Below are 21,016 nucleotides of genomic sequence, written 5' to 3'. Positions count from 1 at the left end.
TGCATTCATGGATTAGACAGTGCTCGGTTTGGCGGCCCTGTCAGTAACTCAAGGGTATGGTTTCGCGTGAAAATTCTAGTTACCGGCGGCGCCGGTTTTATCGGTTCGGCGGTCATCCGCCATATCATCTCCAGCACTTCCGATTCTGTCGTTAATGTCGATAAGCTCACTTATGCGGGTAACCTTGAGTCCTTGGCAGGAGTCAGCCAGGACTCGCGATACCTGTTCGAACATATTGATATTTGTGATCGTGACCAAGTCGACCGAGTTTTGCGCGAGCACCAGCCGGACGCCATCATGCACTTGGCCGCAGAATCTCATGTCGATCGTTCTATCTCCGGTCCATCGGAGTTTATCCAGACCAATATCATTGGCACGTACACCCTACTGGAAGCAGCACGTCACTATTGGGCAGCACTCGACGGTGCGCGCAAAGCCAGATTTCGTTTCCATCATATTTCGACAGATGAAGTCTACGGAGACCTCGAAGGGCCCGAAGACCTCTTTACCGAAACCACGCCCTATCAGCCAAGTTCACCGTACTCCGCCAGCAAGGCCAGTTCTGATCACCTGGTTCGTGCCTGGGCGCGCACCTATGGTTTGCCAACCCTGGTAACCAATTGCTCGAACAACTATGGCCCATGCCACTTTCCCGAGAAGTTGATTCCGCTGATCATCCTCAATGCACTGGAAGGCAAGCCGCTTCCAGTTTACGGTAAAGGCAACCAGGTCCGTGACTGGCTTTACGTCGAAGATCACGCCCGAGCGCTATATAAAGTTGTCACTGAGGGCGTTGTTGGCGAGACATACAACATCGGTGGTCATAACGAAAAGCAGAACATTGAAGTGGTTTATACCCTGTGTGCCTTGCTTGACGAACTTCGTCCAGATTCCGCGCACCGGCCGCATGTCAGTCTGATCACCTACGTTCAGGATCGTCCCGGGCACGACCAGCGATACGCGATCGATGCCAGCAAAATCCAGCGCGAGCTGGGCTGGACTCCGGAAGAAACCTTCGAAACCGGCATCCGCAAGACGGTTGAATGGTATCTGGACAATACCGAGTGGGTAGAGCACGTCAAGAGCGGCAGCTATCAGCAGTGGCTCGACTTGAACTACACGGATCGCTCGAGCAAAGCATGAAAATCCTTCTGTTGGGAAAAAATGGTCAAGTGGGCTGGGAGCTGCAACGCTCCCTTGCACCTTTGGGTGAGCTGATCGCATTGGACCGCTGTGCGAATGATGGTTTGACGGGAGATATTTCCAATCTCGATGCCTTGCGCGCCACAATCCGCAAGGTCAAACCTGATGTCATCGTCAATGCGGCGGCCTACACTGCCGTGGACAAGGCCGAGTCCGAAACTGAATTGGCAGACAGAGTGAACAGTCTGGCAACCCAAGTCATGGCTGAAGAGGCCGCATCCTCGAATGTATGGCTGATTCACTATTCCACCGATTATGTTTTCAACGGCCAGGGCTCCACCCCTTGGCAGGAGACAGATGCTGTCGCCCCCGTAAATCATTACGGTGTTACCAAGCTCGCAGGAGAGCAGGCTATAACTGCATCCGGATGTAAGCACCTGATTTTCCGTACCAGCTGGGTCTACGGAGCTCGCGGTAACAACTTCGCCAAGACCATGCTGCGACTGGCCAAGGATCGAGAAACACTGAGCGTCATTGCAGACCAGATCGGAGCACCCACTGGTGCCGACCTGATTGCAGATGTGACGGCGTTGGCCATCCAGCAAGCCGTCCAGCGTCCGGAGCTGTCAGGTCTATATCACCTGGCAGCAAGCGGTGAGGTTTCCTGGCACGGTTATGCCCGCTATGTGATCGAATTTGCCAAGGCCAATGCCGAGCAACTCGCCGTCACAGCTGTAGATCCCATAGAAACCACCGCGTATCCAACGCCTGCACGCCGTCCTTTGAATTCGAGGCTGAATACTCGGAAACTGCGTGATAATTTTTCTCTGCACTTGCCGGATTGGCAAAGTGGCGTAACCCGAATGCTTATGGAAGTTCTGAACAAATGACAACAACAAATCGTAAAGGCATCATTCTAGCCGGTGGTTCGGGAACTCGGCTCCACCCGTTGACGCTCGGTGTTTCCAAGCAGATGCTGCCGATATACGACAAGCCAATGATTTTTTATCCGCTGTCGGTGCTCATGCTTGCCGGGATGCGTGAAATTTTGATCATTTCCACCCCGGAAGATCTACCGTGCTTCCGCAAGTTGCTGGGTGATGGCAGCCTTTATGGCATCAAGCTTACTTACGCGGAACAACCAAGCCCGGATGGTCTTGCGCAAGCATTCATCATAGGTGAAGAATTCATCGGCAAAGATCCATGCTGCCTCATCTTGGGGGATAACATTTTTTACGGTCAGCACTTCTCGGACAAACTCCGTTCCGCCAGTGCTCAAACTCATGGTGCGACAGTTTTCGGGTATCACGTTTCCGATCCCGAGCGATTCGGCGTGGTGGAATTTGATTCCTCAGGCCGTGCCTTGAGTATTGAAGAAAAACCGCTCACGCCTAAATCCAGCTACGCGGTGACTGGTTTGTATTTCTTCGACAATCAGGTTGTCGAGATAGCAAAAAATATCAAGCCGTCCGAACGTGGCGAATTAGAGATTACCGATGTCAACCGTGTCTATCTCGAGAAAAAGACTCTCAACGTTGAAATGCTCGGTCGCGGGTTTGCATGGTTGGATACCGGTACTCATGATTCACTGCTTGAAGCCAGCCATTTTGTGCACACCATCGAGCAGCGTCAGGGGTTGAAGGTGGCTTGTCTGGAAGAAATTGCTTACAACAGTGGCTGGATAACTGCTGAGCAGTTGGGATCTCAAGCTGATGCGCTGAAGAAGACTGGCTATGGTCAGTACCTGCAAAGGCTGTTGGTCTTACCTTCCCTGTGAGATGGTTGCGAATCGTTCGCTTCGGCCCGCGCTCGTCAGAGAGTTTCAGTCGCTGCTAATAGCTGGTAGTACTGCGGATCGCCTGGTTATTGTGATGATTCGTATCGATAGAATGCGAAAGAAATAAAGCTCGCGTCCTATCTACAATGAAAATGAATAAGGTAAATTTTATATGGCGAACACCCCGGCATCCACGCAGCGCACCGATGAGTTTGGCCTGTTTGAACTGTTTGTGGCGTTATGGGATCAGAAGCTTTTGATATTCAGCGTCGCTTTAGTCGGAACATTGGCAGCAGCGACTTATGCATTTTTGAGTAAGCCGGTGTATGAGGCGCGTGTTTACCTGCAGCCACCAACCATGAACGGTATCGCCGATTTCAACTATGGCCGAACTGTCGGTACAGAACTGACACCATTTACGATCAAAGATGTATACGACGTATTCACCCGTAATTTGCAGAGTGAATCATTACGACGTGCTTTCTACAATCAAGTATATCTACCTTCACTGTCGCCGTCCGAGCGAAGTGGATCGCAAGATCTGCTGTACTCTGACTTTTTAAAATTATTGACTATAGGCATACCAAGCAAGGAACAGCCAGATCGTTATTCCGTTGTAGTTCACGGTGAGGATCCTGCAAATACCGTCGTGTGGGTGAAGGATTTTGCAGCGCGGGCGGGTGCCGCAGCGGAAAAAGAAATGATCAGTAATATCACCCGTGAAGCTGAAGTGCGGGCACGCAATCTTGGTCAGCAGATTACTACGCTGCAAGAGGCCGAAAGCCGAGTTCGCCAGGATTCCATCACACGATTGCGCGAGGCGCTAGCGGTTGCCGTGGCCATTGGTCTAGATAATCCACCTATCATCTCGGATAATCTTTCCGCTGAGGTCTCCGCTGGTATGGATGGACCGCTGACATATATGCGCGGTAGTAAAGCTCTAAAGGCGGAAATTCAGAACCTTGAAACGCGAAAATCTGATGATCCTTTCATCGGGCAACTAAGAGCGCTTCAAATCAAGCAAAGCTTTTACAAGGATCTACAGGTTAGCCCGAGCACTGTCTCTGTCTATCGTCAGGATGGTCCAATCGAGCAGCCCGACCGCCCTATCAAACCAAAAAAGGTTCTCATCATATTGCTGGGGCTATTCCTGGGCTGTGTACTTGGTTTCATGATCGCGCTGGTCCGTCATTTTGTCATTGCCGGGAAAAGTCGTGCTTGAGCCTTCACCTATTCAGTTGTTTGTCGCCACATAACGAAGCTGTAGAAATGGCGGGTAGTCAAATATCACGCAAGCCTGCGCAGTATCGTCGGTCCAGGTTTGCGGCGGGTCGTATTTATTGCTATGAGCGCCTCTGTAAGTGTCCCTTTATATTGGTGATGGGTGGGAGCTGAATATTGAATCTCTGATCAGGTATCAGCAAAGCACTGGAAAACCGGAAGAGGGGCGTTACCGTGAGCCGCTATTTAAAAAATTTTCAGCAAAGGTCAGCATTGGACGTCAAATCAGAACGCATGGTGCCGCTAACAACGAATCGTCGATGTGATAGGGTTTGTTGATGCCCCTTCTCAATCCGCGGCAGGTGGGCTTGGGGACAAGGCGCATCGGCGGTAGGTGTCTTGGCCTTGATATCAGGACTGATCAGGCTGGTGGTTATGGTGTTCTCAGGAAGCCAGCGGTAAATTCTGAGGAGGTACCGTGTTGTAATTTATTGCTAACCTCTTCTGACAGCGGGTCGGGAACTGAAAGGCCGGTGTGACGTATGTTATTCCTTTGCTTTTGGTGTCGATTTTAGTGGCTTGGGATATTTTGCGTGCTTGGGTCATGATTCGGAGTGCTTGAAAAGCAATGAGTTACTACCTGGAAATACCTTGTGAATCAATTTTTAAGGGTGAATTGATTTTGGATGGCCAACAGCTTAAGGCATCGCGCGACATGAGTGACAAAAAAATTCCTGTAGTAAGTCTTGGTGCGGCCGTATCAAATGATTAATTTTGTTTTTGTATTTTTGGCTAACGTTTTTTTTAGTGCGCCCTCTATATTTTTAGTGGTGGCCAGTTCCCACTTAGGAAGCTTCAATGATGCGGCAATGCTAGGAGCCGCGTTCTCCATTTGTGCTCCGGTGCAGCTATTTTTTTCCATGCAGCACAATATTTCCATTTTGAGCGGAAAATTAAGCTACAGAGATTCATTGCGTACGAGGATTTGGCTGGTCATACCGTTTTTACTTTTTGGCTTTCTTGGTGCGCTTTTGTTTTCCTCGCAAATTGTATTTTGGTTTTTTCTATATAGATGTGCGGAGTTTTTATACGAGCCCATCCTTTGCGAGGGAATCAGAACGGGCGATTATCGCAATATTTTTGCGTCGACATTGTTCAGATTTGTTCTATTTTCTCTAATTGTCTTTGTTTTGTTATACGTTGGGGCTGGTCTGAGTATCGCGCTGATGGTGGTAGGTCTAGTGTTCCTGCTACTCACTCTAAAGTTCATCTCTGTTGCCTTTGACACAGGGGTAGTGTCATGGGGCGGATTTGTTTTAGGTGCGGCCGCTTTTTTTTCGAGTCTCATCGTAAACATCCCCAGGTACTTTGTTGTTGGTGAAGATGCTTCATTTGCAGCTTTCTATTCAAGTATGTTGACCTTGGTCCTGGGGGGAGGGCTGCTATACGGGGCTTTTAATAACTATTTTTTTCCTAAGTTCATTGCTTCGGGTAGAACTGGAGCCATGAAGTTTCTTAATGTATCGATGGGCGTGTTTCTCGGCGGCTCCTTGTTGTCATATTTGTTGTTTTCGGGCGCTGTCATACCCAAGCTGTTTCTGGGGGTGTTTCTAGGCGCTAAGTATTTGGTTTATTTTGAGCTTGTTATCGGTTTTGCGTTTTTTTATTTCGTACTTTACTTTCATGCTGTGTTGAATTTTATATTCGTGTTCCTTGGCTTGGCAAGAATATATATGACTTCTCTGATCGTTTACGGTGTATGCATGGCCTGCTTCATCTTTGTCGTGAGGAGTTCTTCTGCAGGTGATTTTAGTCGTTTGATTTGGATCGTTGTTTGTTTTGGGTTGGTCTATGCGGTGGTTTGTTATCTTTTTCTTATGTTCAAGTTGTTGAGAGGGCATGAGGGATGATATTTCTAAGTGTGTTTTTAATTTTCGTTCTTTCGATACTTGACAGCCGAACCTCCTTCCTTGGTGCTGCGCATTTTTAGTGGTGGGAGTATGCTCTTGTTTTTGTCATACGCTTCAGTGGTTTTCTACGGTTTAGAATTTTTCTTTGTGCGCGGTAAGAGGGGGCAGGTGCTTGGGTCCTGGGGTTAATGGCGTTTCTGATCCCGGGAGCAGGAAACCCCTTGCTATTGGCTCCTGTGTTTGTATTCATGCATTTTATAGCTATAATGTTGGTAAATAGTGAGCTTTCCCCCGGTAGCGAATTTGATCAGAGCAGTGAGGCCCAGTTTTAAAAAAGGTAACTCTTCCGACCCGGCTTTTTAAAGGTAATGGGTGGATTTTCTGGTTTCTTTATTGGGTGTTAACTAGGAATAAATATGTTTTCGGTTAGCGTTTGTGTAGCTACTTACAATGGGGCTGAATTCATCAGGGATCAGCTGAGTTCAATACTCGAGCAAATTCCGGAAGATTCTGAGGTTTTGATCGGTGATGATGGTTCGAGCGATGAGACAATTCGTATTGTTGAAGAGTTTCACGATCTCAGAATCAGGATTATCAGAAATACCACGAATCTTGGGTATATAGGTAATTTTGAGAATTTAATTAGTGAAGCATCGGGTACTTATATTTTTTTAAGTGATCAAGATGATCTCTGGCCAGCGGGCAGAGTCGATAAGATGATTTCTGCAATGGAACTTTCGAACAGCTTGCTGGTAGTGGGCTCTATGGAGTCATTTGTCGATGATGTTGACTCTCGTAAATTTTTCTGTGGTTTTGATCATACAAGGAATGGTACTCCTTACAAGAATATATTTGACATTTTTATCGGGCGTAGCGTTCCTTACTATGGCTGTGCCATGTTGCTGTCGAAGAAGATAAAACCCTGTCTGATCCCTTTTTACTCGAAGGTGATTAGTCATGATATATGGATCGCTTTCGTCGCAAATAGACGTAATTCGGTCGTTCATTTGAGCGACACGGTTGTGTTAAGACGTATTCATGGTAGTAATCTGACCAATAATAACCGTGGTTTTTTCGATAAAATCAAAACCCGGCTTATCTGGTCGTTGGCTATTTTTAATATTATTTAATAAAGAGGGTAGGCCGTGTTTGATAATAAGACTCTACTGATAACTGGGGGGACAGGTTCTTTTGGCAACGCTGTGCTCAAGCGATTTTTAGATACTGACATAACTGAAATTCGTATTTTCAGCCGCGACGAGAAAAAGCAGGATGACATGCGCAAGCGCTATGCCAGTCCGAAGCTGAAATTTTACATAGGGGATGTGCGGGATTATCAGAGCATATTGAATGCTAGTCGTGGCGTGGACTTCATTTTTCATGCCGCAGCGCTCAAGCAAGTCCCATCCTGCGAGTTTCATCCGATGGAGGCTGTCAAAACCAATGTTCTTGGTACCGAGAATGTTCTTGAGGCGGCGATACAGAATCAAGTCAAACGGGTAGTTTGTCTGAGTACCGACAAGGCTGTGTACCCGATCAATGCCATGGGTATTTCCAAAGCCATGATGGAAAAGGTCATGGTTGCCAAATCCCGTAATGTGGATGAAACCAAGACGGTGATTTGTGGTACGCGCTACGGTAATGTCATGGCTTCGCGTGGATCCGTTATTCCTTTGTTCATTGGTCAGATTCGAGCTGGCCAACCGCTGTCGATTACAGATCCAAACATGACACGCTTCATGATGACTCTCGCGGATGCTGTTGATTTGGTTCTGTATGCTTTTGAGCATGGCAACAACGGTGATCTATTCGTCCAGAAGGCCCCTGCCGCGACTGTGGAGACTCTTGCTCTCGCCCTGACATCGATGCTGGGGCAGCCTGAGCATCCTATTCAGGTTATCGGCACACGCCACGGAGAGAAACTCTACGAGGCGCTTTTGAGCCGAGAAGAAATGGCCTGCGCAGAGGACATGGGCGATTATTTCCGAGTGCCGCCGGATCTTCGAGATTTGAATTACAGTAAATTTGTCGAGCAAGGCGAAGAAAAAATTTCCACCATGGTGGACTACAACTCGCACAACACCGAGCGCCTGGATGTTCAGGGGATGCAGAATTTGCTACTGAAACTTGACTTTATGCGTGCAATTCAGCGCGGCGAATATGCGACACCCGAGGAATAAAGCATGAAAGTATTGATCACCGGTGCTAACGGATTCGTTGGTAAAAACCTTATAGCTCATCTGCGTGAGCGAAAAGACGTCGAGGTGCTGCGATTCTGTCGCGAAGATAATATCGCCAGTCTGCATTCGCTCGTATCTGAGGTGGATTTCGTTTTCCACTTAGCCGGTGTCAATCGTCCTCAGAATGTCGAAGAGTTTAAGGTTGGTAACGCCGATTTGACTCAAGCGTTATGCGCAGCGGTCGCGGTGAGTGGACGTAAAATTCCAATACTTTATACCTCCTCAATTCAAGCTGAGTTGTCTAATGCTTACGGCGACAGTAAGCGCGAAGCAGAAGATGCTCTGCTGAACCTTTCTACGACATTTGGCAACAGTGTGCATTTGTTCAGGCTGCCAAACGTATTTGGGAAGTGGGCTCGACCTAACTACAATTCGGCTGTAGCGACTTTTTGTCATAATATAGCAAATAATTTGCCTGTCAGTATCAATGACGCCAACGCTAAAATTTCACTTGTTTACATTGACGACGTCATAAGCAGTTTTATTTCTGTAATGGACGGTAAGCAGACGGGTAATCCGTTTGTAAAAATAGAACAAAATTACTCTATAACTGTAGGTGATCTATCGGCACAACTGTATGCCTTTAAAGAGAGCCGGCAGTCTATGATTGCCGAGCGGGTCGGCACTGGTCTCGTGCGGGCTTTGTATTCGACCTATCTCAGCTACTTGCCACCCGAAGAGTTCACTTACGAAGTTCCTAAGTACGGAGATGCTCGCGGCGTTTTCGTGGAGATGCTCAAGACCAAGGATTCAGGTCAGTTTTCATACTTCACTGCGCATCCGGGTATTACTCGTGGCGGTCATTATCATCATACGAAAACAGAAAAATTTCTGGTTATTTCCGGCAAGGCATGCTTCCGATTTCGCCATATAACATCGGGTGAGTACTATGAATTATTCACAGATGGAGAAGCCCCGAAAATTGTAGAGACCGTGCCCGGCTGGAGTCATGACATTACCAACGTTGGTGAAAGTGAAATGATCGTCATGCTGTGGGCGAACGAGATTTTTGATCGTGAGCTTCCGGACACCTACACTATGCCAGTGGGCACCGAAGCCTGATCGTATTAGGAATGAGAATCACAATGAAAAAGTTGAAAATCGTCACTGTAGTAGGCACCCGTCCTGAAATCATTCGCTTGTCGCGTGTCATCACTGCGCTGGATAAGTATTGCGATCACGTACTGGTCCACACAGGTCAAAATTACGATTACGAGTTGAATGAAATATTTTTCCAGGATCTCGGGATCCGCAAACCGGATCATTTTCTCAACGCCGCGGGCAGCAGTGGTGCTGAGACCATAGGGAATGTGATCATTTCTGTGGATCGAGTACTCGCGTCTGTTCAACCAGAGGCTTTGCTTGTCTTGGGTGATACCAATAGTTGCATGGCTGTTATTCCTGCCAAACGTCGCAAGATTCCAACTTTTCACATGGAAGCTGGTAATCGTTGTTTTGATATGCGAGTACCTGAGGAAATCAATCGGCGGATTGTTGATCATACTGCTGACATTAATCTTACTTACAGCACAATTGCGCGCGATTACTTGCTGAAAGAAGGTCTGTCACCTGATATGGTGATCAAGACAGGTAGCCCGATGTTCGAAGTCCTGAATTATTATCGGCATGGGATCGAATCTTCGGACGTGTTGGTACGTTTGGGACTCGAGGCTGGTAAGTTTTTTGTAGTAAGCGCACACCGCGAAGAGAATATCGATTCTGACAAAAATCTCTTGAAGTTGGTTGATGTCCTCAATACCGTCGCGGCAACCTTCGGTTATCCGGTGATAGTTTCCACTCATCCACGCACTCAAAAGCGTGTAGATGCGATGGGGATTGTATTTCACGAAAACGTGAAACTTCTAAAACCTTTGGGTTTCAAAGATTACAACAAACTGCAGTTGGAATCCAAAGCGGTGCTTTCTGACAGCGGTACCATCAGCGAAGAGTCTTCGATACTCAATTTTCCTGCATTGAATATCCGTGAGGCTCACGAGCGTCCAGAGGGAATGGAGGAGGCTGCGGTGATGATGGTGGGGCTCGAGGTCGAGCGAGTACTGCAAGGACTGATGGTTCTGGATACGCAAGCTTCCGGTACGGAGCGTACCCTGCGCCTGGTCGAAGATTACAGCATGCCCAATGTGTCAGAAAAAGTAGCCCGGATTGTTCACAGTTATACCGATTATGTAAATCGAATCGTCTGGAAACGCTACTAATTTGAGTTGTTATCATGCCTGAGAAGAAACTGAGAATCCTGCTGGTTACGCAATATTTTTGGCCAGAAAATATGCGTATAAACGATTTGGTTCGTGATTTTACCGAGAAGGGACATTCGGTCACAGTACTGACGGGTCTGCCAAATTATCCGGAAGGCAGAGTATTCGATGAATTCCAGGCGATGCCTGAGCGTTTCAATGAATACTTTGATGCCAGAATTGTCCGGGTGCCGATGCTTCCGCGAGGTAAACGCAGCATTAATTTGGCATTGAATTATCTCAGTTTCTTTACTAGCGCCTCGGTTTTTGGCGCCTACAAACTGCGTGGCGAGCAGTTCGACGCAATCTTCGTATATGCTGTATCGCCGATCATGGCCGCTATTCCGGCATTGGTGATTGGTCGATTGAAAAAAGCACCTGTTTTTGTGTGGGTTCTTGATCTATGGCCTGAAACGCTCAGAGCTGTCGGCGTTTTGAAGAAACCTGTGCTGCTGTCGATGGTCGGTAAGATGGTTTCATGGATTTATAATCGTACTGACTATTTGCTTTTGCAATCGCACGGTTTTTTTGACAACGTTCAAAAGTATTGCACGAAAGACATATCTCCCCAACGACTGGTTTATTTTCCAAGTTGGGCTGAAGATGATTTTTCTACAGACGAAAATCGAGTCTCAACGTTGTTGGCACGTGACGATACTGTCTTTACTGTATTGTTCGCGGGTAATCTCGGAGAAGCTCAAGATCTTCCCGCTGTGTTAGATGCGGCCGAAGCATTGGTTGGCAAGGTATCTGTGCGCTGGGTGATTGTTGGGGACGGGCGTATGAGCGATTGGCTAAGTCAACAAGTCCAGTCCAGAGGACTTGGTAACGTGCTGCTACTAGGTCGACATCCATTGGATGAGATGCCAGCTCTGTTCGCTTGTGCAGACGCTTTGCTTGTGTCACTGAAGACCAACGACGTTTTTGAGAAGACAATACCTGGAAAAGTACAGGCTTATCTTGCCTCCGGTAGGCCGCTGCTAGGGATGATCAACGGAGAGGCAGCAAGAGTGATCAGAGACTCGGGGGCCGGTCTCACATGCTCTTCTGGTGATTCGAAAGGTTTGGCAGAGATCACGTTGGCGCTGGCGCAATCTGACGCAAGTCAATTGAGGGCGATGGGTGAGTTCGGTCGGCAGTATTACTTGAGTAACTATTCAAAATCTCGCCTTCTATCCCTACTGGAAGATCTTTTCAGAAACGCCACTTTAAGAAAGGCCAGCTATTGATGCAGAACTCTATTTTGTTGACCGGGGCGACGGGCTTCGTCGGTGGCGCTATTCTCAAGCGTTTACACACCGAAAAAAAACACACTGTTGTTGCTGTTGTCCGAGGCGAATCCCAGCTTGAGGTTCAGGACGTTCGGACGGTACGCATCGGCAGCTTTGATGGCGAGACCCAGTGGAAAGAAAATCTCAGAAACTTTAATGTGATTATTCATTCTGCGGCACGAGTTCATGTCATGAATGATGCCGAGTCCGATCCATTGGCGGCGTTTCGCAAAGTGAATGTTGAAGGTACTTTGAACCTGGCTCGTCAGGCGGCCGCCTCTGGTGTGCGAAGATTCATTTTTATAAGTTCGATCAAGGTCAACGGAGAGGGGACGACCCCAGGTACTCCCTATACAAGCGATGATACTCCCGCTCCGGTAGATCCCTACGGTATTTCGAAAATGGAGGCTGAGCAGGGACTTCGCCAGCTTTCGGCGGAAACCGCAATGGAGGTGGTTATTATCCGCCCGGTCCTGGTGTATGGACCGGGAGTCAAAGCGAACTTTCTGAATATGATGCGCTGGTTGGACAAGGGCGTTCCGTTGCCTTTCGGCGCGATTTACAACAATCGGAGTCTTGTTGCGCTGGATAACCTGGTAGATCTGATAGTGACCTGTATAGATCACCCAGCAGCCGGCAATCAAACCTTTCTCGTGAGCGATGGCGAGGATTTATCCACTACCGCACTGCTTAACAAGATGGCGAAAGCGCTTCACAAGCCGGCTCGACTCATTCCTGTACCCAGTTGGGTACTCCAGGGCGGTGCCGCTTTATTGGGTAAAAAAGCACTCTCCCAGCGTCTATGTGGATCGCTGCAAGTCGATATTACCAAGACTCGCACTCTTTTATGCTGGACGCCGCCAGTCAGTACTGATGCTGCTTTGGCAGCAACTGCATTACATTTTCGGGAACATCAATAACAATGATTTACTTGTGGCTCATACCAGCTGTTGCCGTTCTTTCCTTGGGGCTGACTGCGGCGTTACGTCGTTATGCTCTGAGTCGAAACATTATCGATATTCCCAATGCGCGAAGCTCTCACTCCATCCCAACCCCACGCGGTGGTGGAGTGGCCATCGTAATCGCTTTTCTCGTATCGCTGCCTGTTCTTGGTTACGCGGGGTTGGTTACGTGGTCGCAGCTCATTGGTGTAGGCGGAGCGGGGATGTTGGTCGCCCTAATTGGCTTTATGGATGACCATGGCCATATAGCAGCGCGTTGGCGATTGCTCGGTCATTTCGGTGCGGGTATATGGGCACTGTTATGGACTGGAGGCTTTCCTCCTATAGTCGTTTTTGGAATGAGCATGGACCTTCACTGGTTTGGCTATATTCTGGCGGCAATTTATCTGGTCTGGGTCCTCAATCTTTATAACTTCATGGACGGGATTGACGGAATTGCCAGCGTAGAATCTTTGTGTGTGTGCCTTGGCGCGTGTTTCCTCTATTGGATCAATGGGACTCCAGAGCTGATATGGGGACCGATGGTCTTGGCTATGGCGGTCCTTGGTTTCCTATATTGGAACTTTCCCCCGGCACGCATTTTCATGGGGGATGCGGGCAGTGGGTTCCTGGGCATTGCGCTGGGAGTGCTGTCACTCCAGGCAGCATGGACGTCTTCAGGGCTATTCTGGGCATGGTTGATTCTATTAGGGGTCTTCATCGTCGATGCAACGTTCACTCTATTGCGTCGCATGGTCCGAGGCGACAAGGTTTATGAAGCCCATCGCAGTCACGCTTACCAGTTTGCTTCACGGCAATACGGCAAGCATCTACCGGTAACTCTGGCAGTAGGCGCAATCAATATGTTCTGGTTGTTCCCCATTGCTTTCTGCGTGATTTACTGGAGACTCGATGGTGCAATCGGCCTGGCAATGGCGTACATCCCACTGGTCATTCTCGCTGTGAAATTCCATGCAGGAGAACTCGAAAGCTCAGTCTCCACATCAACCGGTTGAGCTTTGGATACTGATTTAGCGGGTGTCGTGGGTGCCCGAATAGGTACAATGATCGAGTCATATCCAGTTTAGGAGCGGGACAAGGTGTTTGAAGCGTTTATGGAGAGGTTTCGAGCTCATTTAGTCGGGCTACCACGCCGCCAGAAGCGACTGATTCAGGTTTCGGCCGACGTCGTTCTGGTTTGGGTCACCCTGTGGCTGGCGTTCGTTGTTCGTCTTGGCATTGATGAGATGGCAAATCCGTTTATTGCTCACCCCTGGCTATTCCTGATTGCTCCAGTGGTTGCCATACCTTTGTTCATCCGCTTTGGCATGTATCGTGCTGTGATGCGCTATTTCGGCAATGACGCACTGATCGCCATTATCAAGGCTGTGAGCTTGTCATCCCTGATTCTTGGGGTCATCGTCTACTGGTACAGCAACCACCAAAATATCATCCCACGTTCGATCATCTTCAATTACTGGTGGTTGAGTCTGATCATGATTGGCGGTTTGCGTTTGGCAATGCGTCAGTACTTCTTGGGAGACTGGTTTACAGCTGTTCAGCATGTGCCCTTTACGAGCCGAGATGATGGTCTCCCAAGAGTGGCAGTTTATGGCGCCGGTGCCGCAGGGAATCAGCTTGTTGCGGCATTACGCATTGGGCGGGCCATGCGCCCGGTAGCATTCATTGATGATGATAAAGGCATCGCCGAGCGGATAATCTCAGGCCTGCATGTCTACAATCCCGAGCAAATCCAGCGAATGATCGACGTTACCGGTGCTCAAGAGGTCCTTCTTGCGATTCCGTCGTCCAACAGAGGCCGTCGCCGGGAGATCCTCTCATTCCTTGAAGGTTTTCCGCTGCATGTTCGAAGTGTGCCGGGTTTCATGGATCTGGCGAGTGGTAGAGTCAAGGTCGATGATATTCAGGAAGTAGACATTGCTGACTTGCTCGGCCGTGACTCCGTAGCTGCTCAGGGAGAGTTGCTCGAGCACTGCATCAAGGGGCAGACGGTTCTTGTTACTGGAGCAGGTGGTTCAATCGGTTCAGAACTTTGCCGTCAAATCCTGGCTTTGCGGCCAACAACGTTGTTACTGCTAGATCATAGTGAATTTAATCTCTACAGCATTTTGTCTGAACTAGAGCAGCGCATCGTACGGGAATCACTACCGGTTCATCTGTTGCCTATTCTCGGTTCCGTACGCAATCCAGACAAGTTGCTGGACGTGATGAAAACCTGGCACGTAGACACTGTCTACCATGCCGCTGCTTACAAACACGTACCCATGGTAGAGCACAACATTGCCGAAGGCGTCCTGAACAATGTGATCGGCACGCTCAATACCGCCCAGGCCGCTCTCCAAGCCGGTGTGGCCAACTTTGTATTGATCTCCACGGACAAAGCCGTGCGTCCGACCAATGTGATGGGTAGCACCAAGCGGCTTTCGGAGTTGACACTGCAGGCACTGAGCCGCGAGATGGCTCCGGTGCTCTTTGGTGATACGGGAAATGTGTCGCGGGTCAATAAAACCCGATTTACCATGGTCCGATTTGGTAACGTGCTGGGGTCATCGGGTTCGGTGATTCCGTTATTTCACAAGCAGATCAAGTCGGGTGGGCCGCTCACCGTTACTCACCCTAAAATTACCCGTTATTTCATGACCATTCCCGAAGCGGCACAGCTGGTGATTCAAGCTGGGTCCATGGGGCAGGGTGGGGACGTGTTTGTTCTGGACATGGGCGAGCCGGTGAAAATTGTGGAGTTGGCGGAAAAGATGATTCATCTTTCCGGCTTGAGTGTTCGCTCCGAAAAAAATGTACACGGTGACATTTCCATTGAGTTTACTGGTCTGCGTCCGGGCGAGAAACTTTATGAAGAGTTATTGATCGGTGACAACGTAGTCTCCACCCAGCATCCCATGATCATGAGTGCCAATGAAGATCATCTGACTTGGGACGTGCTCAAGGCCAAGTTGACGGAACTGCTCGCAGCAGTTGAGCAGGATGACTATGCACGAGTACGTCAATTGCTGCGCGACACGGTCAGCGGATATGCTCCAGATGGTGAAATTGTCGACTGGATCTATCAACAACGACGCCTCGAGCCCTGATCGGACTTATGTCATAGCCCAGCCACTTGGATTGTGAGTGGCATTTCCAGAGATTGGAAGGCAGCTTCAGAGAAGCTGCGTCTCCTTAACGTTTCATTCAGCCTTACTACCTGGTTATGATCGGAACTACTCATGGGAACAGTTCATTCCGCCTCTTGCAGCGTTTGTCCGCTTGGTCTTTAGCCGAGAGTTGTGGCATTTCACTCAGCTGCCAGTCGATGGCCAACGTCGGGTCGTTCCAGCGAATGCAGCGTTCGGCAGATGGGGTGTAGTAGCCGGTAGTTTTGCAGAGAACTCCGCGAAGTCGCTCAGAACCACGAATCTGTGTACGAAGCCTTCGGAGGCTCCAGAGCTGGCGATGCTCTGCAGCCGACAATCGAACCGCCACTCAACGGCTTAAATGTGGCGAACTGCACCGAGTATCCATTCTAACGTCGAGAACCTCACCGACAGTGACTCGCACGAGTTTCCCCTGAGTAATCTCAAGTTGAAAGTGCAAGCCGAGTTCAAGGACATCGGCGATGAGCCGCGATTTATCGACGTGTCTAGTCCTGAAATAGGTTTACACCTGTTTCACCCTAACGCCCGATGCACCGCATCGGGATGTAGGTTGTATCCATGGCCCAGGCCTGATTCGGCCGGTCGCTACTTGCCTGGCAGTGGCTTACTCATGCGGCAAGCCTAATCAAGCTTGCTGGACAAAGGAGTTCTGAAACAGCGCCTATTGAAGCTCTGGCGATTCAATGAATGGTAAAACGGTAGTTCCCAGAACCGGCCTCATAGACCGAATATCCTGGCTCGGTACGGACGAAATTTGCGCCGTCGCTTTGAACGCTACCTCCCCTATTTCGTACCCATATTTCCGCGCTCGTGTTCACCGGGATACTGACAGAAAGCTCCCCTTGATCACTTCCTTCATTCCAGCGCACGGCAATCGTCCCGTAACCCGATCTATAACGGGCATTGGCCGAGTGCACCTCGCCCCCTGGGATAGGTTTGACGACAAAACGTCGAAATCCGGGCGCCACGGGACGGATACCGGCAATGTTTTGGTACATCCATTCTCCAATCGACCCGTAGGCGTAGTGGTTGAATGAATTCATCACCTTGTCTTGAAAGCTTCCATCTGGCCGAATTCCGTCCCAACGTTCCCACATCGTCGTTGCACCTTTGCTGATCTGGTAGCCCCAAGATGGATAGCTATTCTGAAGCAGCAGGCGGTACGCCACGTCTGCTTGACCCGCTTCCGAAAGTGCGGGTAGCAGACGAGGTGTGCCGAGGAATCCTGTGGAAAGGTGCCAGTTCTTGTCCTTGATCAATTGAACCAATCGATCTGCGGCGGGCTTCCGTGATGCCGCCGGCAAGAGATCCATCGTCAGCGCAAGTGCATAGGCAGTTTGCGTGTCAGACTTCAATCTGCCATCTGGAAGGACAAACGCACGATTAAATGCATTTCGAATATTCGCATAAAGATCTGCATATCGGCGGGAATCCTTATTGAGCGCGCGAGCAACTTTTTCGAGGGTATGGGCGCTATCCGCGAAGAATGCTGTCGCAATTAGATCTTTTGACGTCTCATCATTCACGTTCATCCAGTCACCGTACCCGCTACTGGGACGAAGATAGTCCGTACTGGTCTTTTCAAGATAAGAAAGCCAACTGTCCATTGCATTGAAGTTTTGCTCGAGTATGCGCAGGTCTCCATATCGCTCATACAAGGTCCAAGGCACAGTTACACCAGCGTCACCCCAGCCAGCGTCAGCGTTTTTGATTCCCTGGAGAGTAGGTGCAACATCGGCAAAGGCCCCGATTGGCGATTGAGTATCACGAAGATCAGTCAGCCATTTTTCTAGGAAGGATAACGTATGCATATTATATGCGGCTGTACCCGCAAATGCTGCGAGGTCCCCCGTCCACCCCAAGCGCTCATCTCGCGCAGGTGTGTCCATTGGAACCGAGAGAAAGTTCCCGCGCTGACTCCATAATATATTCTGCTGTAACTGATTCAGCATCGGCACATTGGTATCAAAAGAGATAGTCAATGGTGAAGCTGTCCGTAATACACGACCGACAAGTTCAGGCTGAGACGTTGCCCCGCTAACTTCGACATATCGGAAGCCATGAAACGTGAATGTGGGCTCAAATTTCTCCATTCCCTGCCCGTTCATGAAGTACTGATCCGTCGCTTTTGCAGTGCGAAGGTTTTCCGTATACAGCGTGCCATCCGTGTTTAAAACTTCACCGTGCCGAAGCGTAATAACTTGCCCAGCCTTCCCTCGGGCGTGCAATCTTACGACGCCCACCATGTTTTGACCCATATCGTAAATGTATGTGCCGGGCTTGATTTGCGTAACCTTTATGGGCTTGATCTCATGGTCAACGCGAATTGGAGGGTCGACTTGCGCAACCAGGGCGGCTTCCACATTCGGACCTACCAGTACCTGCTTCCAGTTTTTATCATCGTAGTTGGGTAAACTCCAGCCTGGTGTTGTCAATCGGGCATCGTATTGCTCACCCATTATCAGATCGGAATTAACAATTGGCCCAAGTGCGCTCTTCCAACTGTCATCCGTAGTTATCAGTTCGCTGCTGCCATCCGTATAGTGCAATTCGAGTTGCGCAAGCAGATAAGGCAACTGGCCGTACTGGTTCGGACCTAATGATCCAACATTCCCTGCGTACCACCCGGGGCCCAAGTCGACTGCAATTGCATTCCGACCCGCGTGGATCAGTTTTGTCACGTCGTAGGTCTGGTATTGAATCCGCTTCCGATAGTCGGTCCAGCCCGGTGCGAAATAGTCAGTACTTACAGTTTTGCCATTAATTTGAGCTCGATATAACCCGAGGGCAGTGATATACAGCCTGGCTTGTTTAATTTCCTTGCTGGCATCAAAGTTTCGGCGTAATTGGGATGTCAGTCCATCGGGTTCTCGCGAACCACTGATTTCCCATTTTGTCTTGCGGTCTCCTGAAATTTCCATCGCATTGGAGTAGGCTTCTCCAAACGTATAAGTACTGTCAGGATATGTGTACCATCCCGCGTCGCCGACGACCTCAGATTGTTCGAGATAATATTTTCCAGGTGGGAGGGGGCTGTCGAGCTTTAGGGTTGCCCATTCATTATCCGGGTGGTTCTGGATGCGCCGTTTGACCACTAGTTCACCGTCGGGCCCGTTTTTTCTTAACGAGAGGGTAAAGCCGGTATTTCTAGTGTTGAAGGTTGGAACCTCTGCGCTGACTGAAGCGATAGCATGATCGGTAGTGAAACTCTGACCTTGACTTTCACCTGGCTTGAGTTGGGCCGGAGTGGCGGGAAGTTGCGACTTGATAATATCTGGGGGCATGGGCACCACGCCACCACGGCCGATCCATTGGGCTTTCCAGTCGGTAGCGGTCAACAATCCCATTTCCCACCAGGAAGGTTTGCTCCAGGCAGATGGCCGGCCATGAGCATCCCAGACGCGGACCGTCCAAAAATACCTTGTACGTGAACGTAGAGGCGCACCGTCATACGGAACAAATTGCGACCGCTCGTCGGCGATCTTGCCACTATCCCAAACATCCGCGTCACGGAGTTTCTCTGGACGTGATGCAACTCGGATTTGATAGAAGGTCTGTTTCTGGTTACGTTCGTTCGATGTAATCACCCAACTGAATCTTGGGATCGGAGTGTCAATGCCAAGTGAAGTGTTGGCATTTTCGATAGAAACGCTTTTAACTTTGACGGTCTCCGTGGCACTCAAAGTAACAGTACAAAACCACAGAATGACCGCGAGAAGAGAGACGGAAATAAGTACTCGAATTTTCATTTGCTTAGATTTTAATCTCGACCGCCGGCCTAGTAGATACGCCTGGATTCCAGACGCGCGATGGAATGCGGGTTGTGGCCTTCGAGTACATTGAGGTTTTCTACAACCGCAAGCGCCTGCATTCGACCTTGGACTACCGCTCTCCCTGTCAGTTGCTCAGTGACTGGCGCCTTGAGCAACAAGCGGAGAAAAGATTAGCACAACCATCGCCCTTTGGAAGGCGAAAACCCGAGGGAACCTCAAATGAGCCAAACGAGACGGCCCTGGGGGGAGGGGAAGTAAGAATGCTTTGATCCTGGTAGGGAATGGGCTTGTATAACTATGGTGAATTTTTAATGTAGAGGTATCCATTTATACGTGGGCAACTCGCTCGGAATATACAATGTGCCTATCAATCAAGATGTAGTGGTCAACTAATCCCGGGCACTGCGTTAGTTTTTCCTCGGTAACAGCGGGCGGCAGCCCGCCGTTGAATTGATGTGGCCGTTTCCGGTTGCAGCGCTGCATCAAAAACCGACCAATATCCTGCTGTGCCAGCGAAGCATTCATTTGGCCCACGGCCGGTACCCATTCCGTTTTCAGGCGGCGAAACAACCGCTCCACCGGCGTATTGTCGTGGCAGTTCCCGCGTCGACTCATGTTCTGTTTGAAGCGATAGCGCCAGAGTCGCTGGCGGAAGCTTCGGCTGGCGTATTGGCTGCCTTGGTCTGAGTGAAAGAGCACGTTCCGAGGCCAGCCACGCTGCTCATAGGCCATGTCCAAGGCCTTGATTAACAGGTCGGCATCGGGCTTCGATGAAAACGTCATGGCGCCAAGGATTGGCTCCTGCCACCAACTCCTATTGATGCCCAGCCTGTTGATCGACTACGGCCGTTCCTGGGCGTGGAAACCTCTGCTAAAAGCAGATCCGGCGTCGATCGCCATCAAGAAGCACATTTGAAGAGGGTTCGCCATCTGACGGAAACCGCTCGTCCGGCCATCGTCATCGCAGGGAACGGAATGTGCAGCAGCGGTCGAATCGTCAATTATCTGATAGTCATGCTGCACGACCTACGACACAATGTTCTCTTCGTCGGTTACCGAGCCTAAGGCACATTGGGTCAAGCCATTCAAGCCTACGGCCAGCGCGGTGGTTACGTGGAGCTGCACAAGCAACGCTATGACATCCGGGCACAAATCCATACCATAGGCGGCTATTCGGCCCATGTGAACCATAAAGGCGTTGTGAGTTTTGTTATGCGAATGCGTGCATGATCGTCAGAAGGGCGAACTGCAGGCCAATCAACGATTAGCCGAAATGCTATCCGGCAAGTAAAAGAGTAGAGGAAGGTTCGTAGCT

The 21,016-nt window shown here is 49.5% G+C and carries 15 protein-coding genes and 4 pseudogenes; 16 read left to right on the top strand and 3 right to left on the bottom strand.

The features are described 5' to 3' along the window. Window positions 1-66: 66 nt before the first annotated feature. The 14 genes from rfbB to KGB28_RS16380 all read left to right on the top strand — a co-directional run bounded on the left by rfbB (window position 67) and on the right by KGB28_RS16380 (window position 15,868). Window positions 67-1,143, top strand: coding sequence for a dTDP-glucose 4,6-dehydratase (gene rfbB, locus KGB28_RS16445; RefSeq protein ID WP_150753941.1), 1,077 nt, complete (start codon window positions 67-69; stop codon window positions 1,141-1,143). Continuing rightward, window positions 1,140-2,033, top strand: a complete 894-nt coding sequence (gene rfbD / locus KGB28_RS16440) for a dTDP-4-dehydrorhamnose reductase (protein ID WP_150753940.1) — start codon at window positions 1,140-1,142, stop codon at window positions 2,031-2,033. Before rfbB ends, rfbD begins: the two co-directional genes overlap by 4 nt. Continuing rightward, window positions 2,030-2,920: a glucose-1-phosphate thymidylyltransferase RfbA gene (gene rfbA / locus KGB28_RS16435; protein ID WP_150753939.1), complete on the top strand. Its 891-nt coding sequence runs from the start codon at window positions 2,030-2,032 to the stop codon at window positions 2,918-2,920. The genes rfbD and rfbA overlap by 4 nt, the downstream gene beginning before the upstream one ends. Before the next feature lie 172 nt (window positions 2,921-3,092). Further along, window positions 3,093-4,142 carry an LPS O-antigen chain length determinant protein WzzB gene (locus tag KGB28_RS16430; RefSeq protein ID WP_150753938.1) on the top strand — a complete coding sequence of 350 codons (1,050 nt, stop codon included), beginning with the start codon at window positions 3,093-3,095 and terminating at the stop codon, window positions 4,140-4,142. A gap of 627 nt (window positions 4,143-4,769) precedes the next feature. Continuing rightward, on the top strand, window positions 4,770-4,913 hold the full coding sequence (locus tag KGB28_RS16425) for a hypothetical protein (RefSeq protein ID WP_223446567.1): 144 nt from the start codon (window positions 4,770-4,772) through the stop codon (window positions 4,911-4,913). Next, window positions 4,906-6,051 (top strand): hypothetical protein, encoded by a 1,146-nt coding sequence (locus tag KGB28_RS16420; protein ID WP_150753937.1) that lies wholly within the window; start codon window positions 4,906-4,908, stop codon window positions 6,049-6,051. Before KGB28_RS16425 ends, KGB28_RS16420 begins: the two co-directional genes overlap by 8 nt. Window positions 6,052-6,467: 416 nt before the next feature. Further along, on the top strand, window positions 6,468-7,181 hold the full coding sequence (locus KGB28_RS16415) for a glycosyltransferase (RefSeq protein ID WP_150753936.1): 714 nt from the start codon (window positions 6,468-6,470) through the stop codon (window positions 7,179-7,181). Window positions 7,182-7,196: 15 nt separating this feature from the next. Beyond that, window positions 7,197-8,231: a polysaccharide biosynthesis protein gene (locus KGB28_RS16410; RefSeq protein ID WP_150753935.1), complete on the top strand. Its 1,035-nt coding sequence runs from the start codon at window positions 7,197-7,199 to the stop codon at window positions 8,229-8,231. Window positions 8,232-8,234: 3 nt separating this feature from the next. Then, the gene (gene wbjC / locus KGB28_RS16405) at window positions 8,235-9,353 is read left to right on the top strand and encodes a UDP-2-acetamido-2,6-beta-L-arabino-hexul-4-ose reductase (RefSeq protein ID WP_150753934.1); all 1,119 of its coding nucleotides are present in this window, start codon (window positions 8,235-8,237) and stop codon (window positions 9,351-9,353) included. Between the two features lie 23 nt (window positions 9,354-9,376). Then, the gene (gene wecB / locus KGB28_RS16400) at window positions 9,377-10,507 is read left to right on the top strand and encodes a non-hydrolyzing UDP-N-acetylglucosamine 2-epimerase (RefSeq protein ID WP_150753933.1); all 1,131 of its coding nucleotides are present in this window, start codon (window positions 9,377-9,379) and stop codon (window positions 10,505-10,507) included. Between the two features lie 14 nt (window positions 10,508-10,521). After that, window positions 10,522-11,775, top strand: a complete 1,254-nt coding sequence (locus KGB28_RS16395; RefSeq protein ID WP_150753932.1) for a glycosyltransferase family 4 protein — start codon at window positions 10,522-10,524, stop codon at window positions 11,773-11,775. Then, window positions 11,775-12,737, top strand: coding sequence for a UDP-glucose 4-epimerase family protein (locus KGB28_RS16390; RefSeq protein ID WP_150753931.1), 963 nt, complete (start codon window positions 11,775-11,777; stop codon window positions 12,735-12,737). The genes KGB28_RS16395 and KGB28_RS16390 overlap by 1 nt, the downstream gene beginning before the upstream one ends. A gap of 2 nt (window positions 12,738-12,739) precedes the next feature. Next, window positions 12,740-13,774: an MraY family glycosyltransferase gene (locus KGB28_RS16385; RefSeq protein ID WP_223446565.1), complete on the top strand. Its 1,035-nt coding sequence runs from the start codon at window positions 12,740-12,742 to the stop codon at window positions 13,772-13,774. Between the two features lie 99 nt (window positions 13,775-13,873). Then, window positions 13,874-15,868, top strand: a complete 1,995-nt coding sequence (locus KGB28_RS16380) for a polysaccharide biosynthesis protein (RefSeq protein WP_150754107.1) — start codon at window positions 13,874-13,876, stop codon at window positions 15,866-15,868. A 130-nt stretch (window positions 15,869-15,998) separates the two neighbouring features. Here KGB28_RS16380 and KGB28_RS16375 read toward each other — a convergent pair. Both KGB28_RS16375 and KGB28_RS16370 read right to left on the bottom strand, forming a co-directional pair. Continuing rightward, window positions 15,999-16,331, bottom strand: a pseudogene (locus KGB28_RS16375) (dTDP-4-dehydrorhamnose 3,5-epimerase family protein). Window positions 16,332-16,608: 277 nt separating this feature from the next. Continuing rightward, window positions 16,609-19,677 carry a glycoside hydrolase family 78 protein gene (locus KGB28_RS16370; RefSeq protein ID WP_150753928.1) on the bottom strand — a complete coding sequence of 1,023 codons (3,069 nt, stop codon included), beginning with the start codon at window positions 19,675-19,677 and terminating at the stop codon, window positions 16,609-16,611. A 47-nt stretch (window positions 19,678-19,724) separates the two neighbouring features. Here KGB28_RS16370 and KGB28_RS16365 point away from each other — a divergent pair. After that, window positions 19,725-19,829, top strand: a pseudogene (locus KGB28_RS16365) (IS3 family transposase); the annotation flags it as partial. A gap of 199 nt (window positions 19,830-20,028) precedes the next feature. Here KGB28_RS16365 and KGB28_RS16360 read toward each other — a convergent pair. Continuing rightward, window positions 20,029-20,475, bottom strand: a pseudogene (locus KGB28_RS16360) (DDE-type integrase/transposase/recombinase); the annotation flags it as partial. Between the two features lie 114 nt (window positions 20,476-20,589). Between KGB28_RS16360 and KGB28_RS16355 the strand changes: the two are divergent. Next, window positions 20,590-20,925: pseudogene (locus KGB28_RS16355) on the top strand (MBL fold metallo-hydrolase); the annotation flags it as partial. Between the last annotated feature and the right edge of the window lie 91 nt (window positions 20,926-21,016).

Source organism: Pseudomonas sp. BF-R-19, from assembly GCF_019956445.1.
Classification (GTDB): domain Bacteria; phylum Pseudomonadota; class Gammaproteobacteria; order Pseudomonadales; family Pseudomonadaceae; genus Aquipseudomonas; species Aquipseudomonas fluorescens_BH.
This window is presented reverse-complemented; position numbering and strand designations above follow the sequence as displayed.